Here is a 15,914-nt window from a genome sequence, read left to right as displayed (position 1 = left end):
CGCGCCCCGCGTGCGCGGCGCCCCGAAGGCAGCCAGGCGCGCCGCGCGCGGGGCCCTCGGATCGCGCGGCGTCGGCGAGGCCGAGGGGCCCGATCCGCGTGCGGCGAGGCGCGGCGATCTGGTAGCCTCGAGGGCGCGCGCCGGAGAGCGATGGAGCCCCGATGACGAAATACGAGCAGATCAAGCTGTCCTATGAGGCCTCCAAGGCGGCGATCGGCCAGGTCGCCGAGGAGCTCTTGCAGTGGATATACGAGCTCCGTGACCACATGGCCTGGCCGAGGGACAAGTGGGCGCTCAACCGGATCGCCGGAGACGCCCACGCCAACGGGCTCCTGCAGCGGTTTGTCGTCGAGAATCAGCCCGGCGTCGGCGAGGTCTTGAAGTGCCAGCTGTCCCTCACCGTCGAGGAAGAGCTGCCGTTCACCGTCGACTTCTTCGCGGTGGGCAGGACCGACAGGGGCCTCCTCGTCGTCCTCATCGGCGGAGAGCAGATCACCGTCAGCAAGGCCTCCCCCGAGGCCTTCTTCGAGAAGGCCGTGGAGCACATCCGACAGCAGGCGAGGCGCGTGGCGAAGACGCGCCGCGTAGGAGCCATCGCCGGCACCCCCCACCGCCCCGCCTAGGCGAAGCGCTCGCCTGGCTGCTCCGGCGCAGCGCTCGCCTGGCCTGGCGCTCGGCCGAGCGGCACCGTGCAACGCTCGGGAACGCGAAGACGGCGCGCCTGCGCTTCAGCAACGAAATCCGCCACACCAGAAACGAAAGCCTCACCCGTACAACGCCTACGTAAATTCACGGACCCTCGTCAGGAGATCCCTGGCCCAGCTCCTGCATAGCCCTGACCCCGGAGCGCCTGAGGGACGGTTTCCCCCCCCACACCGTCGGACGGGCGCTCTTTTTTCTTTTTGTCCGCGCCTCCGCCTCGGCACCCGCGCGGGTGCCGAGGCGAGTCACCGCGAGACGGCTCGCGTGAGGCCAGGGCTATCGCGCGCGGCGTGCGTCGCCGGAGAGGAGGCGCTTCGCCGCGCCAGCGATGGAGGCAGCGTCGAGCCCCGCGGCACGCAGGAGCTCGGCCGGGGTGCCCGAGCCGGGCATCTCCCTCACGGCGAGGTGGACGACGCGCGCGACGACGGGCTCTTCGCCGGCCAAGACCTCGAGCACGGCGTCGCCCAGGCCGCCCTCCGCCCAGTGATCCTCCACGACGACGACGTTTCCATCCGTGGCCTGCACGGCCGCCCGGATGCCGGCGGCGTCGATCGGCTTGATGCCATACGCGTCCAGGACTCGAGCGGAGAGCCCGCTCGCCTCGAGCTCTGCGTGGGCCTTCAACGCCTCGTGGACGGTGATGCCGGCGGCGATGATCGTCACGCGATCATGGGGTGTCTCGCGCAGCACCTTGCTCCCGCCGATGGGGAACGCTTCGGTCGCATCGTACAGGATGGGCGTCTTCTCGCGCGTCGTTCGGAGATAGACGATGCCCTTCTGGTCGGCCATGGCAGCCACCAGCCGAGCGGCCTGATTGGCGCAGCACGGATAGAGCACGGTGCTCCCGTGGATGGCGCGCATCATGGCCAGATCCTCGAGCCCCATCTGCGACGGGCCGTCCTCGCCGATGGATACGCCCGCGTGCGAGCCGCACACGCGGATATCGGCCCTCGACACCGCGGCCATCCGGAGGAAATCGTGGGCGCGCGTGAGGAAGGCCGCGAACGTCGACGCGAAGGGCGACCAGCGCCGGACGCTCAGCCCGACGGCGGCGGCCACCATCTGCTGTTCGCTGATGAACATCTCGAAATAGCGGTCTGGATGGGCCTTCGCGAACTCCTCGGCAAAGGTCGAGTTGTTGACCTCGGCGTCCACGGCGACGATCTCCGCGCGCGCAGCGCCGAGCGCCTTGAGCGCGTCGCCGTAGGCTTTCCGCGTCGCGACGGCCGTGGAGCGCTCGTAGATGGGGAGCTTCAGCGGCCCGGCGGTGGGCCGCGGAGCAGGCTCACCCGGCGCAGGCGCCTCTGGCGTGATGACGATATCGCGCATGCCCCCCAGCTCTTCGATCGCCTTCGCGCACTGCGCCTCGTCGAGCGCCTTTCCGTGCCAGCCGTCCTTGTCCTCGACGAGGGACACGCCCTTTCCCTTCACCGTGCGCGCGACGATCAGCGCGGGCGCGTCCGAGGCGCGGAGGGCTTCGGCGTAGGCGCCGGAGATGGCGGCTGGATCGTGGCCGTCGATCTCCAGGGCACGCCAGCCGAACGCGCGGGCGCGCGCCGCATAGGCCGCGGCGTCCCAGCCGAGGGGCGTCTGTCCGCGTTGCCCGAGGCGGTTCATGTCGAGGATGGCAATGAGGTTGCCGAGCTTCGTGTGGCGCGCGTGGTCGAACGCCTCCCAGATGGATCCCTCGGACATCTCGCTGTCGCCGAGCAACACCCAGACACGGTAGGGAGCCTTCTCGAGGTACTTGCCGGAGAGCGCGATCCCGACGCCCATGGGGAGCCCCTGACCCAGGGAGCCGGTCGCCACGTCGACCCAGGGGAGCGTCGGCACCGGGTGCCCTTGCAGCGGGCTCCCGAAGCGCCGGTACGACAGGAGCTCCGCGTCGGAGATGACGCCCGCCGCCTTGAGCATCGCGTAGAGCAGCGGGGAGGCGTGGCCCTTCGAGAAGATCACGTGATCGTTGTTCGGGTTCTCCGGATGGCTCAGGTCCCAGCGGAGGTGGTCGCGGAGGAGCACCGCCATGAGATCGGCCGCCGACAGGCTGGAGGTCGGGTGTCCGGAGCCGGCCATCGTCGAGCAGCGGACGCTATCGACGCGAAGCTGCTGGGCGAGCTCACGCTGACCGTGAGCCTGCTCGGCGCTGCCTCGGTGTTGCCCCTCGGTCCGGTCGCGCCCGCCGCGCGGTTCGTGCCCACGCGGAGGCACCCCGTGGGGCGCCTGGGTCGATCGCTCGCCGGACGGCGCGGGCGAGCGATCCTTCTCGGCCTTCGCGGCTTGCTCTCGATCATCCTGCGCAGGCAGTCCCCGGGGGCGGCTCGGCGCAACGTCTTTCAGGGGGCTGCGTACATGCTTTGGCCGTCTCTTCTCGGCCGGCTTGGGGGCTTCTTGCGCCATGGCTGCACCTGACGCCGACGTCTTGATGCAAGCAGGGCGCCACCGCGCACAACGCCTGTGTCTGGCCACGACGAGGACAGCCAAGCCTGCCTGCATGGCGCAATCATCGAGCGGCCTGAGGCGTGCGCCGGACCGCCGAGCTCACGCACGCGTGGATTGGCAACAACCGCTCAGTGACGCGTCCTGAGCAACTCGCGTTCGGTGGGCGCGCTTCGCGCGCCGGTCGCGCGGTCACCGCGGGAGATGCGAGCGCTCGGCGGCGCCGAACGCGGGTCGACCGGGCGCGGGGCCTGCGCGGCGAGGGGGCGCGGCGCGGCCGCAGGGACGGAGGCCTCCTCGGCCGCAGGGACGGAGGCCTCCTCGGCCGCGGGGACGGAGGCGTCGTCGGCCGCGGGGACGGCAGCCTCCACCGCTGCGGCGCCGCCCGCTCTCGCTGCTCGGCGTGGGCTCGCCTGGGCCGCGATGCGCGCCTGCGCGGCGCGGACCACGGACGCGGCGCGCGCATCGACGCTCGAGGCCCGCAGCGCGGCGGGGAGCTGGGCTTGCGCCCACAGCGCGCCGGTCGACAGCACGACGCCGAGCGCCACGACGAGGCCGGCCGCGAGGCCCAGCTTGCCCCGGCGCGCGGGCTCTGCCCGCTCGGCGCGCACCGGCGCCCCCGACAGGCCGACAGCGGCCTTGTAAGCGGCGATCATGGCCTCGATCGAGGGGAACCGCTCCGTCGGGTTCAGGGCGAACGCGCGCGCGAACCACGCCGAGAGCGCCGGTGGCGCGTCCGGGTACAGCGCCGGCCGCGGCGGTTGCGCGCTGGCCAGGATCGAGGCGAGCACGTCACTCATGGTGTGGCCCGGGAAGGGCAGCCGGCCCGTGAGCGCCTCGTAGGAGACGACCGCGAGCGCCCACATGTCCGAGTGCGGGTTGGTGTCCCCATCGCACGCGTGCTCCGGGCTCAGGTACGCCGGCGTGCCCAGCACCACGCCGCCGATGGTCCGGCGGGGGAAGTCGGCTGGCAGCTCCTTTCGGATCCACTTGGCGATGCCGAAATCCGCGACCTTGGCGCGCACCTCGCCGCTGCGCTCCTCCTCGAGCAGCACGTTCGTCGGCTTGATGTCGCGGTGCACGATGCCGAGGCCGTGCGCGACGGAGAGGGCCTCTCCGATCTGGCCGAGGAGCGGGGCGAGCTCCGCCGGGGACATCGGCCCCCGCTCCTGCATGAGCTGCCTCAGGGACCGACCTCGAACGTAATCCATGACGAGGTACGGGCCCGCGGCAGGGTCGTTGCCGACGTCGTGCACGGCGACGACGTGGTCCGTCTTCTGCGCCAGCTGCGCCGCGACCTGGGCCTCGAACCGGAAGCGCTCCAGCGCGGTGCCGGCCTGGCTCTCGCGCTGGACCGTGAGGAGCTTGAGCGCGACGTCGATCCGCAACGCCCTGTCGTGCGCGAGCCACACCTCGCCCATGGCGCCGCGTCCGACCAGCCGCGAGAGCTTGTACCGCCCGGCGACCAGCTGGTTGCGCCGCGGGTCCTGGGCTACGTCGCCCCGCCCGGCTGCAGAAGAAGCGGGAGCGGCGTCGCCGGAGCGGTCAGAGCGCGCCGCAATGGCACGCGCGCTGTCCGCCATCGGGACATTGGCGTCAGATCGTCCACCGGAAGCCGATGCTTGCCACACGAGCGGTACCCTCCGTGCCGTCGCCGTGCCCAGGCTCGTTGACGCGCTGATGCGACAACGCTCCTGGACGCCGAGACCGGGGCATGTCAGCCACGGTACCACCGGGCGGGGGAGGCAGGAATCAGGAACGACGGAAGCGCCTCGCTCAGGAGTCTCCGGATCCACCATGAGGTGCGCAAGGGTGGTGAATCAGCGCCGTGCGGCGCCATCGCCCCGGTCAGAACGTCATCGTGAGCGCGTTCGCCAAGCGGTTCGCCCGGCCGTGCGGGAAATCATGCGGCGGCGCCGGATGACGCGATGAAGGGCCGCCGCCCAGACGGCCACCCATGCCGCCGGAGCGCCCGTCGGAGCGGTTCGACCGGCCATTCCGCAGGTGCACCCGCCGCCTTCATCGCCTTCTCCACCTGCGCTGTTCGATGTGCTGGAGCCGCCGCTGGACGCGGAGGATCCCGTGCCGCTACCGGCGCCAGCGGCCACGCACCCAGCGATCCGCATAAGAGAGGATGAGCGCGAGAGCACCGAGGGCGCTCCGCCTCTGGGTCGAACACGCCGTTTGATAGATTGCGCCTCCACGATCCCGCTTCGGATTCCAGCGTGCATCCAGACCACCAAGGCGACTGCCGGCCTGTGAATGCGGATCGTCGATCGATTGAGCCACAGCTCGCTCCTGCGGACTCGACGCGACGCTCCAGCCCAACCGTAACGACGCCCACCAGGGCGAAGGGAGACGTCCATGCCGAAACGACCTGCACCGACGACGCCGAGCGCTAGCGCGGCCGAGCTGAAGCCGGCCAGCCGCGGAAAGAGAGCGCTAAAGCCCTTGACCCCGGGGCTGCATCATCGTCGGTGCTCTGGCCTTTACGGAGCGCCGCAAAACCAGCCTGGCGTGGCGGGGTCGTGGGACCTCTGGCAAACCCCGCCCCCGGAGCAATCCGCATTGCTCAAGCACGATCGGCAACGACCCTCTCGACAAACGTACGCGCCGCAGACGCGCAGCTTCGACGCCCGGATGGGATTGTCGGCTGGAAGCGAAGACTCATCACACTCCCAACCGTAGTGCCGCGGATCGAATTTCGCCGCGCACCGAGCCCGATCACAGAATCCCGACGCACAGTCGCCGTCGGTCGCGCAGCTCACCTCAGCCTCGGCGCCGTCCGCTTGACGCGCTTCGGCAAGCTGGACCGCCGGCCCATCCGCGTCTGCGCTCACGCGTGAGCACGCCAGTACCGCCAACAATGCCAGCAGCACCGCGGAGGACGCCAGCGCTGTCCTGTTAGTTACAGCCACTTCCATCTCCGCCCGGGCCTCCAAGACGGAAGAACGTGATGTTGCTGACGTCTAGCAGCATGTTGGAAAGGCTATAGCAGTCAGGATCGTACCCTGAAAAGGCCCCACCCGGAGCGTTGCCGCCGTTGAATGCGAAGGTATTGCTCGGAGTCGTTATGCCGATGCGCGGATTATAGATCCAGGCAGCCTGACCCGAGCTGTTGCCATGCTGACCACTGCCGACATCACCATTGGCCCAGGGGGTCGGCGGACTTCCGGTGTTGACGCCGGGATGCCAGTACTCGCCGTACCAGTCGGCACGGCACGCTCCGCTGGCGATCAGGTCGAAGGTGATGCGCTCACCGGCGGCGTCCGCGACCGAGTTCTGTGTCGGGTAGTAACCCATCCATTGGCCGCAAGCGTGGACCCACCAGCGGTTTTGAAACAACTGGATCTCGACGGGGCAGGAGTAGTGCGTTCCATTGACAACGCTCATCGTGCTCGAGGACATCACCGCGCCCGGGAAGATTGTCGCCGAAGGTTCGCGCTTGAAGCCCGCCTGGAGCTCGTCGTAGCCACCGATGCGAGCACCCTGCGCCCCACCGGCCGTGCGAAAGTAGAGAAATAGATGGATGAAAGAATTGCTATAGAGCGGGCTCTGCTCCATGAAGCCGACCTCAACCGCTTCCATGGTGGTCGACGGGCTCGCTCCTGAGCACAAGGAGGCGCCCTGCATCAGGCTCATCTCCGTGCTTCCGACGTTGGCATAGTCCCAGGTGCTCACGTCTGCAGCGTTGGACACGTGAGTGCGCAAGTCTTGCTTGTTCGCGTAGAGCTTCTTGTTTCCGTCGTAGCTCGGCAGCGGCGTCGCAATGTGGTTCTTGATATAGCTGTCCAAATTCTCTGCCGAATGGTTGCCCTCGACGTAGCCGTCGAACGTTGGCCGCGGCATGGGCACGGTCCCTTCGGGGGCCTGGATCCCAAGCTCCTCGTACTCGGTGCGCGCCCGACGAGCGTCGTGCATCGGTGCCGTCTCCTCGGCGCTCACTTTATCTTCGGCCCCTCGACGCCGATCCTGGCTCGGGGTCGGCGTCTGCTGAGGTTGCGGCGGTGGAATAACGTTAACCGCGTCCGGATAGAGACTCGCGTACTCGACGAACTCGATAATCTGGCCGCTGGGCATCTGAACGGTACCAACGATGTTCCATCCTCGGGCCCGCTGGGCGTTCCAGCCGTCCACCTCGGAGCGACGCATCGCTCGGAGATCCGACGTGACGCGCTGTACAGCGGTCTGCTCCGGTATGTCTGCCTCTGACTCCTGGCTCGGATCGGCTCCGAAACAAGCCTGCAGCAGGACGGCGCCTATCATAAGACCACTGGTCGCAATTCGGCTCATTCTCGCACTAGTTCCCCTCTCGCCATTACATCGCTCCTGTAGATCGATGCGTATTCGTCGCCCGAGTGAGCCAGGTCACTTCGGCGGACAGTATGCAATTGAGTTTCTCAGTCAAGCATCGACGCGAAGTTTTTGGATTTTATGTCGTTCCTTTGTATTTTTGGAGTCCTGGAGGCGCGCCCTGCGGCAGAAATCCCGAATGCCTGAGAAAATGTCGCCGCTGGCGGAACTGGTCTTGTGTGGCAGGAAAACCGGCTGCGCGGCCGCGCCTGACGCAGATGCGCGAAGAAAAAGAATGAGCGCTCGACCGTCTCAAGGAGTTGGACGAGGAGCGCCAGCCGCCGATTGACGACTTCGGGTCCTTCGAGCGCGAACTGCGCGGGAGGATGGCGGAGATCGAGCGCGACCTGCTCGCGGAGAAGCCCCAGTGATGCTGATCGACGGCGTACCCCACCCCTATACGTCAGAGACGATGTCGTCTCGAATCCTGGGGCGGAGGGCGGGGCACGGACGCGGCCGCGCGTCCTGGGGCGGTCACGGCGAGACGCAGGGCACGCTCGGCGCGGCGTCCGGCGAGAGGAGCGACGGCAGCCAGCGCCGCAGCACCAGGGGCACCATGGCGTCGTGGGGCATCGGCTCCGTCGGGACGAGCGGCTCGAGCTCGCGGAGGACGCCGGGCGCCGCAGGGTGCGCCTCGACGCCGCGCTGGAAGGCGCGGCGGAAGTCGGCGATGGGGCGCTTGGCCCAGGTCATCGTCTGCCACGACACGACGACGTGCGTTGTCGGGCGCGAGCGCGCGAGGGGGAGCGCGATGTCGACGTCCATGCACGTGTCGATCACGAGCGCGGCGTGCACGGGGGTGGACGCGCCGAGCGCGGCCGCGATGCCGCCCGCCTTGTTGCAGCCGCCGCCGGAGTGGCCCGCGACGACGACGCGCGCGCGGTCGAGGGTCGCGACGCCGCGCAGCCGCGCGGCCGTGGCGTCCAGGAACGCGTCCAGATCGAAGGCAGGCCAGCTCGTCCGCGCGACGGCGACCGCCGCCGGGAGCACGGCGCTCGGCGCGGCGACCAGCATCGGCGGGATCCGGCCCGCCTCCATGAGCTGCGCCGCGATCCGGCGCACGTCGCCCTCCTGGCCGCCCCTCATCCAGCGGTGCTCGATCCGCGCCTCGTTGGTGCCGTGCAGGAACACGAGGATCGGCAGCGGCCGCGCGGGATCGGCGGCCGCCAGGCGGTGCACGAAGGCGCGACCCCGCCAGCGCCGCTCCGGCGGCACCGGGGGCGCGGCCGCTCCGGCCTGCGCTGCGCCCTGCTCGGCGGCGCCGCTCGCCGGCGCAGACGGGTGCTCGTAGTCGTACGTTGCGCCGTCGAGCTGCCCGGGTGCCGCCGTCGACGCCGCCGGCGCTGCGGCCACCGGCGCTGGCTTCGGCTGCGCCCCCACGGCGCCCGGAGAGGACGCGGCCGCGAGCGCCGCCGCGAGCGCGAAGGCGCGCGTCGCGGGCGCTAGCCCACGCACAGCCGCCCGCGGAGCGCGCGCGCCCCCGCGGCGCCCGGCGGCCGTCACTGCGGCTCCTCTGCCGGCGCCGCGCGGCCAGCGCCTGGCGCCGGGGCGGGCGAGGCGCTCGCGTCCCGCGGGATCGTGCGCTTCCGCTCGAAGGCGCGGGTCGGGTCGACCACCTTGACGTCCCCGAGGCGGCTCAGCATCGGGCCGATCGCCTGGGCGTCGCCCACCACGACGATCGCGGCGTGCGCCGGTCGCACGTTGTCGTGCGCGACCTTGCCGGCGAAGGCCGGCGTGATCTCCCGGAGCTCCTTGCGGTAGCTCTCGTGGTGGTCGTCCGGCAGATCGAGCGCCTGCATGACGGCGAGCTCGTCCGCGAGCCCCGTGGCCGTCCCGAGGCCCAGGCCGAGGCCGGCCGTGAGCCGCCGCGCCGCGGCGTCGACCTCCTCCTGCGAGGGCGCCGCGGCCGCGAGCTGCTCCGCGTGCTCGAGCATCGCCTGCGCGGCGAGGCCCGTGCGCGCCGCGGGGACGCGGGCGTGGGCCAGGAGCGGGACGGGCCCGTGCGCGACGTCGAGCGGCGCCGCGGACACCTCGCGCGCCGGCCCGCGCGGCTCGAGCAGCTCCTGCGAGAGGCGCCCGGAGGGGCCGCCGAGGACCTCGCCCGCGAGAGCGAGCGCGGGCCACTCCGAGGCGCTGCGCTCGGGGCCGAGCACGCCGAGGAAGAGCTCGCTCTCCGCGCTCTTCGGGCGATCGACGATCGTGATCTTGAGCGACGCCGGAGGCACCGGATCGGTGAACGAGAGCGCCGGCGGCTCCGCGCCGCGGCGGTCGGTGAAGGCCTTCTCCACGGCCGCGCGCGCGGCCTCGGGCGTCGTGTCGCCCGCCACCACCACCACGGTGTTCTTCGGGACGTACCACGCCGCGTGGAACGCGCGGCAGTCGGCGGCGGTGATCCGCGGGAGCTCCGCCGCCGTCGCGCCGAACGAGCCGTAGGGGTGCAGCTCGGTCGGGAGCGCGTAGAGGTCGCGGAAGAGGACCATCAGCGCTCCCCAGCGGCCGTCCGAGCGCGCGCGCTCCCTCGCCGCCTCGGCGGCCTGGGCCTTCAGCTTGGCGAGCTCCGCAGCGTCGAGGCGCGGCCGCTGCACGACGTGCCCGAGCAGCAGGGCCGCCTCCGCGAGGCGATCGCTGGGTGTGCGCAGCCCGATCACGGTCGCGTCGAGGCCTGCGTCCACCCGCAGGGAGGCGCCGAGCGACTCGACGCGCGCGAGCAGCTCGCGGCCGGGGAGGCCGCCCGCGCCCCCGCGCAGGAGGAGCTCGCCCGTGAGCGCGGCGAGCCCCGTGCGCTCGCCGTCGGCCGCGGAGCCGCCGCGGATGACCACCCGGACCTCCACGAGCGGCAGCGCGCGGCTCACCGCCGTGGCGACGCGCAGGCCGCTCGGGAGCTCGGCCCAGGCGATCGCGGGCATGCGCGCGGGCTTCGCGGGGCCGGACGGCGGCGGCTGCTCCCCGCGAGCGACCTCGGCCGGCGGCGCCGCTGGCGCAGACGTCGCCGGGGCGGGCCTCGCCGGCGCGCCCGCCTGCGCGGGCGGCTGCGGCGCCCGCCCAGCAGCGCAGCCGCACGCCACGGCGGCCGCGAGCGCCGCGGTCCAGGAGAGCCAGGGGCGCGCTGTCCGTCGCCCGCGCAGGTCGCGTCGCTCGCTTCGCTCGTTCATCGCGTCACGCGTTCTCCGTCGCTCGCCTGTTCGCGTCACTTCTTCGTGGGCTTCGCCGGCTTCGTCGGCGCCGGATCCGGCGCGGGCCGGCTCGCCGCGCCGTGCGCCTTCGCCGGGCGCTCGCCCGGCGCGGCCTTGTCCGCGCCCTTGCCCGACGCGGCCTTGCCCGGCGCGGCCTTGTCCGCGCCCCTGCCCGACGCGGCCTTGTCCGCGCCCTTGCCCGACGCGGCCTTGCCCGACGCGCCCTTGCCCGTTCCCTTGCTCGGCGCGGCCTTGCCCGCGCCCTTGCCAGGCGCCGCCTTCTCTGCGCCCTTGCCCGGCGCCGCCACGTCAGCGTCCTGCGCCGGCGCCGCGGCGCGCGCCCCGCCTCCGGCCCGCAGCGCGCCGGCCGACGCGCGTAGCGGCGAGGCGGCTCCCGGCACCCCAGGGGGATAGGTCTCGACGATCGTCCGGCGCGTCGGGCCGAGGTGCTCGCGCGCGACGCGCTGCACGTCCTCCCGGGTCACCGCGAAGTAGCGCGCGAGCTCCCCGTTCAGGTGGGCGGCGTCCCCGAAGACGAGCTCGTGCTCGCCGAGCGCCCGCGCCCGCGCGCTCGCGTCCGCGAGGCCCGCCACGAACGCCGACTGGAGCAGCCGGCGCGCCCTCGTCAGCTCGGCCTGCGAGGGTCCCGCCGTCGCGAGCGCCCGGATCTCGCCCTCGATCAGCTTCTCGACGTCGCCGACCCGGGCGTCCTCGGCGAGCCGCACGTCGATGGAGAAGAGATCGGGCCCGCGGTGGCCGTCGATCGCGACCCGCACCGACCGCGCGACCGCCTTGTTCCCGACGAGGAGCGCCGGGAGCCGCGAGCTCTCGCCGCGCCCGAGCAGGGAGGCCGCGAGCGCGAGCGCGTGGTGATCCGGGTGCTCGGGCGGCGGCACGGCCCACCCGTAGAGGATCGACGGCGCGCGGGCGGCGCTGTCCCTCACGACGCCGGTGCGCTGGCTCGTCTGCTCGGGGAACGGCGCGTCCTTGAAGGGCGCGGCGGAGACGGCGGGGATGCCGTCGAAGTACTCGTGCACGAGCGCCATCGCCGCGCCCGCGTCGAAGCCGCCGGCGATCGCGAGCACCGCCCTGTTCGGGCCGTGGTGGGCCGCGTGGAAGTCGCGGACCCACGAGAGCTCGGCGCCCGCGAGATCGTCCGCCTCGCCGAGCGCCGGGTGCTCGTGGGGCCAGTACCCCTGGAAGACGAGCTCGCGGAGCCGGATCGCGCCCTGGCCGTGGGCGGCGCCGAGGACCGCGCCGCGGCGCTCGAGCGCGCCCCTGCGCTGCGCCTCGAAGCCCTCCGCGCTCGGCGCGGGCGCCCTCATGCGATCGGCCTCGAGCCACAGCGCCAGCGCGAGCTCGTTCGCGGGCAGCACCGCCGTGTACGCGGTGCGATCGACGTCCGCCTCGGCGTGGAGCTCGCCACCGCGCTCGGCGACGAGGCGCTGGGGCTCGCCCGCCGGCAGGCTGCGGCTGCTCCGGGCCATCGTGTCCATCACGAGGCGCGCCACGCCGCTCCTGCCGCTCGGCTCGTCGCGCGAGCCCGCGTCGTACGTCACGGCCACCGCGACCGTTGGCGAGCTCTCATCGGGGCTCAGCACCACGCGCAGCCCGTTCTTCAGCGTGACCCGCTCGACGGGCAACGCGAGATCGAGCGGCGCTTCCGCCGGACCCGCCGCGGCGCTCCTCGGCGCCCCCGCCGTGTGCGCCGCCTTCCGGATCGGCGCGCCCCCGCCGCGCGCCGCCTTGCCGGCGGGCGCGCCCGCCCCCTTGCCGGACGGCGCGCCCGCCGACTTGCCGGCCGCTACGCCCGCCGACTTGCCGGACGGAGGCGCTGCCGCGGCGAGGTGGGGCGCGCCTGCGCAGAGCAGGCCGAGCGCCGCGAGCGCGGCCGTGAGGGCGCGGCGGGGCAGGGTTCGGCTCACGGTCGTGGACACCGCAGGGCGATAGCACGTCGTCGTCCGGGCGCGCGCGTCGTCGAGGAGCGACGCGGCGCAGCGACCGCGCTTCACCCTGCCGGCCGACTCGCGTAGGCTCGCGCCCCGAGCTCACGACGTCACGGGCGCGCGCCGCGCGCCGCCCCACGCCCAGAGAGAACCGCCGATGCCCGACGTTGAAAATTTGATCAAAGCCGTGATCGGAACGCTCGTCTTCGTTGCCGTCGGGCTGATCGTCTTCCTGCTGGCGTTCATGCTGATCACGAAGCTCACCCCCTTCTCCATCCGCAAGGAGATCGAGGAGGACCAGAACACGGCGCTCGCGATCGTGATCGGCTCGGTGATCCTGGGCCTCGCCTGGATCATCTCCGCGGCCATCCACGGCTGACGCGCGGGTCTCGGCGTTGGCCTCGGCCGGGCCCGACCTCCTCGGCGCGCTGCCGGCCGGGCCCCGCGGCGCGGCCCGCGGCGGCTTCATGTGGAGCCGCGGCGTCGACCTCGCGGTGTTCGGCGGCTCCGCGGCGGTCGCCCTCGCCCTCGCCGCGCTCTCGGCGGGGGGCGCGCTCCCGGCCTGGGGCTTCCTGCTCTTCGTGGTCGGCGTCGACGTCGCGCACGTGCACACGACGCTCTTCCGCACGTACCTCGACCCGGAGGAGCTCCGCCGCCACCCCGCGCTCTACGCCGGCGTGCCGCTCGCCTGTTACGCCGCCGGCGTCGCGCTCCACCTCGCCTCCGAGCTCACCTTCTGGCGCGCGCTCGCTTACGTGGCCGTGATCCACTTCGTCCGCCAGCAGGTCGGGTGGGTCGCGATCTACCGCGCGCTCGCGGGCGAGCGCTCGCGCGTCGATCGCCTCCTCGACGACGCGCTCGTCTACGCGGCGACGGGGTGGCCGCTCCTTTACTGGCACGCACACGCTCACCAACCGCGCGCGTTCCAGTGGTTCGTGGACGGCGATTTCGTGAGCGCGCCGTGGCTCGCGGCCGCGGTGGGCCCGCTCGGCGCGGTGTACGCCGCGCTCGCCGCCGCGTACGTCGCCCGCGCGATCCAGCGGGCCTGCGTCGACCGCGCGCCGCTCAACCTCGGCAAGCACGTCGTCGTCGGGACGACCGCGGCGACGTGGTACGTCGGCATCGTCGCGACCGACAGCGACTTCCAGTTCACGGTCACCAACGTGATCGTCCACGGGGTCCCGTACATGGCGCTCGTCTTCGCGTACGCCCGGGAGCGGGCCCGCGAGGCGCCGCGCTCGCTGCTCGCGCGGGTCCTCGCCGCCGGGCTCCTCGCCTTCCTCGGCGTCGCGCTGGCGCTCGCGTTCGTCGAGGAGATGCTCTGGGACCGGCTGGTCTGGCACGACCGGCCGGAGCTCTTCGGCGGCGCGCGGACAGGGGACGAGCCGCTCCTCGGGCCGCGCGCGCGGGCGCTGCTCGTGCCGCTGCTCGCGCTGCCGCAGGCGACCCATTACCTGCTCGACGCCGTGGTCTGGCGCCGCCGCCACACCCGCCCTGCCCAGGCGCGCGCGCTCGGGTTCCGGCCCGGAACGCTGGAAAGCGAGGGGGGCGAAGGCGGCCCAGGCCGCGCGGACGGCGCGCACCGCGAGAGCGCGACGGCCGCCAAGACGCGGCCAGCGAGCGGAGAGGCTTGACCCACGGCGCAACTCCCGTAACCCTCGGCGCTTCGCATGGCTTCGCTCGCGGTGCCCGTGCTCCCGCCACGCCCCTCGCCCGCTGCTCGGCGCGGATCGGCGCCGCCCCCGCGTAGCCCGGAACCATGTCCGGAGAAGATCCGACGATGCTGAGGGCATGCAATGCGTGCGCGGTGTTCGCCTGCTATCGCTCCTGCATGCTTGCGCAGTCTCGAAGAGGTAACAGCGATGAGTGAACCCTTGCCAACCGACGGGCTCAACGGGCCGCGCGTGACGCCGATTCCCCCGAACCCGCGCGCCCCCGTCCTCCTGGTCGACGACGACGCCGAGCTCCGGGAGATGCTCCGCGAGATGCTCGAGTCGTCCGGCTACGACGTCTACTGCGCCAGCAACGGCAGGGAGGCGCTCGATCTCCTGCACCAGGCGGACCCGCCGCCCGGGCTCATCCTGCTCGATCTCATGATGCCGATCATGACCGGCGAGGAGATGCTCGCCGCGCTGAAGCAGGTGCATGCGCTCGCGGCGATCCCTGTGACCATCGTCTCCGGCCACGACGGCCCGCCCGAGGGCACGGCCTACCTGAAGAAGCCCGTCGACTTCAGCGCGCTGCTCGGCGTGGTCCAGAAGACCTGCGGCTAGCCCCTCCGGTCGAGCGCGGCCAGAACGTCGGCCAGAGCGTCGACCAGGGCGCCGACCTCGACCGCCGACGGCGACCGCGGGCTCATCGCCGCGAACGCGAGGAGCGCCACGACGGTCAGCAGGAGCGCGAGCGCGAACGCCGCGGCGAGGAACAGGATGCCGAGCGACGCGCGCTCGCTCCCGGCCTCGCCCGCGCCCTGGTCCGGGTCCTCGTCGCGCCGCTCCGGCTCATCCACGCTTCGCCCTCCGCTCGCCGGCTGTGCTTACCGCCTCGCGCCGGACGGCGCAACGGACGCAGCGAGGACCTCCGTGTCCGCCGCGCTCACCGCGCGCCGCGGCGTCCTCGGCGGACGCGCCCGTCCGGACATTGTCTGTCCGGAAGGGCCATCGCCGTCCGCCGCCAACGGCTGTAGGTTCGCCTCCTCGGAGGGCGTGAGAATGGCAGAAGGCCGCACCAGCGACGCTGCGGAGGAGAGCGGACAGGCGAGCTCCGATCGCCTGTGGATCCTTGTGAACACAAGTCTTCGTGAGTCTGCGCCAGATCGCGTGAGTGGCCGCCCTCCCCGGGAAACCATGGTGATACGTGACGGCGATACCCTCCTCGTCAGCGTCGATGTCGGCCGGGGCCGCGGCAAGGCGCTCACGGTGCCATTCAACATGGTAGAGCTCGGTCGCCTGGAGGCGACGCTGGTGGTGCGGCTCGCGGCCACCTCCGCCCCGTGCGCCGCCTGCATCGACGAGAGCCTCGCCAGGGCGGCTCAGGAGCCCGGGGGGCTCGACACGGAGCGCGTCCTCCGGGCGGTGCGCGCCGCGATCGCCGGCTGCGCGCAGCGCGCGCACGGCGAGGTCGCCCGCGGCGCGGCCGACGCCGGCGTGCCTCCGCCGGAGAGCTCGGGCCCGCGGCCGTGGGGCGCGCTCCGGCTGGCGCCGCTCAACGCGCCTCACGTGCCCGCGGGGGGCGCGCCGGGAAAGGAGAGCGAGCTCGAGCTCCTGCTGATCATCTGAGTCGGGACTTCGCTCTTCCCGGGAGG

General features: G+C 72.5%; 12 protein-coding genes. 5 read left to right on the top strand and 7 right to left on the bottom strand.

Annotation, left to right across the window (positions count from 1 at the left end; translation table 11 throughout):
* The first annotated feature begins 161 nt into the window (after positions 1-161).
* Complete coding sequence (locus tag WMF11_RS47055) at positions 162-623, top strand: hypothetical protein (RefSeq protein ID WP_437905591.1); 462 nt, start codon at positions 162-164, stop codon at positions 621-623.
* Positions 624-978: 355 nt separating this feature from the next.
* On the opposite strand, the gene WMF11_RS47050 is transcribed toward WMF11_RS47055, so the two are convergent.
* The 6 genes from WMF11_RS47050 to WMF11_RS47025 all read right to left on the bottom strand — a co-directional run bounded on the left by WMF11_RS47050 (position 979) and on the right by WMF11_RS47025 (position 12,589).
* Positions 979-2,910 (bottom strand): transketolase, encoded by a 1,932-nt coding sequence (locus tag WMF11_RS47050; protein ID WP_437975401.1) that lies wholly within the window; start codon positions 2,908-2,910, stop codon positions 979-981.
* Between the two features lie 359 nt (positions 2,911-3,269).
* On the bottom strand, positions 3,270-4,559 hold the full coding sequence (locus tag WMF11_RS47045) for a serine/threonine-protein kinase (RefSeq protein ID WP_437975400.1): 1,290 nt from the start codon (positions 4,557-4,559) through the stop codon (positions 3,270-3,272).
* A gap of 1,483 nt (positions 4,560-6,042) precedes the next feature.
* Positions 6,043-7,431, bottom strand: a complete 1,389-nt coding sequence (locus tag WMF11_RS47040) for a neprosin family prolyl endopeptidase (protein WP_437975399.1) — start codon at positions 7,429-7,431, stop codon at positions 6,043-6,045.
* Positions 7,432-7,965: 534 nt separating this feature from the next.
* The gene (locus WMF11_RS47035; protein ID WP_437975398.1) at positions 7,966-8,994 is read right to left on the bottom strand and encodes a hypothetical protein; all 1,029 of its coding nucleotides are present in this window, start codon (positions 8,992-8,994) and stop codon (positions 7,966-7,968) included.
* Complete coding sequence (locus WMF11_RS47030; RefSeq protein ID WP_437975397.1) at positions 8,991-10,643, bottom strand: M16 family metallopeptidase; 1,653 nt, start codon at positions 10,641-10,643, stop codon at positions 8,991-8,993. Before WMF11_RS47030 ends, WMF11_RS47035 begins: the two co-directional genes overlap by 4 nt.
* 35 nt (positions 10,644-10,678) lie before the next feature.
* Positions 10,679-12,589 (bottom strand): insulinase family protein, encoded by a 1,911-nt coding sequence (locus tag WMF11_RS47025; protein ID WP_437975396.1) that lies wholly within the window; start codon positions 12,587-12,589, stop codon positions 10,679-10,681.
* A gap of 208 nt (positions 12,590-12,797) precedes the next feature.
* On the opposite strand from WMF11_RS47025, the gene WMF11_RS47020 reads away from it, so the two are divergent.
* From WMF11_RS47020 to WMF11_RS47010, 3 genes are all read left to right on the top strand, one after another.
* Entirely contained in the window at positions 12,798-12,989 is a 192-nt protein-coding gene (locus WMF11_RS47020; RefSeq protein ID WP_437547324.1) for a DUF350 domain-containing protein, read from the top strand.
* A 16-nt stretch (positions 12,990-13,005) separates the two neighbouring features.
* Positions 13,006-14,244, top strand: a complete 1,239-nt coding sequence (locus WMF11_RS47015) for a hypothetical protein (protein WP_437975395.1) — start codon at positions 13,006-13,008, stop codon at positions 14,242-14,244.
* Positions 14,245-14,472: 228 nt separating this feature from the next.
* On the top strand, positions 14,473-14,883 hold the full coding sequence (locus tag WMF11_RS47010) for a response regulator (protein ID WP_272096158.1): 411 nt from the start codon (positions 14,473-14,475) through the stop codon (positions 14,881-14,883).
* Here WMF11_RS47010 and WMF11_RS47005 read toward each other — a convergent pair.
* Entirely contained in the window at positions 14,880-15,119 is a 240-nt protein-coding gene (locus WMF11_RS47005; RefSeq protein WP_437975394.1) for a hypothetical protein, read from the bottom strand. The genes WMF11_RS47010 and WMF11_RS47005 overlap by 4 nt on opposite strands.
* A gap of 337 nt (positions 15,120-15,456) precedes the next feature.
* Between WMF11_RS47005 and WMF11_RS47000 the strand changes: the two genes are divergently transcribed.
* Entirely contained in the window at positions 15,457-15,888 is a 432-nt protein-coding gene (locus WMF11_RS47000; RefSeq protein ID WP_437975393.1) for a hypothetical protein, read from the top strand.
* Positions 15,889-15,914: the final 26 nt, after the last annotated feature.

This window comes from Sorangium sp. So ce295 (assembly GCF_051527405.1).
Lineage (GTDB): Bacteria > Myxococcota_A > Polyangia > Polyangiales > Polyangiaceae > Sorangium > Sorangium cellulosum_B.
The sequence above is the reverse complement of the archived record's forward strand: the minus strand, read 5'-3'. Positions and strand labels throughout refer to the sequence as shown.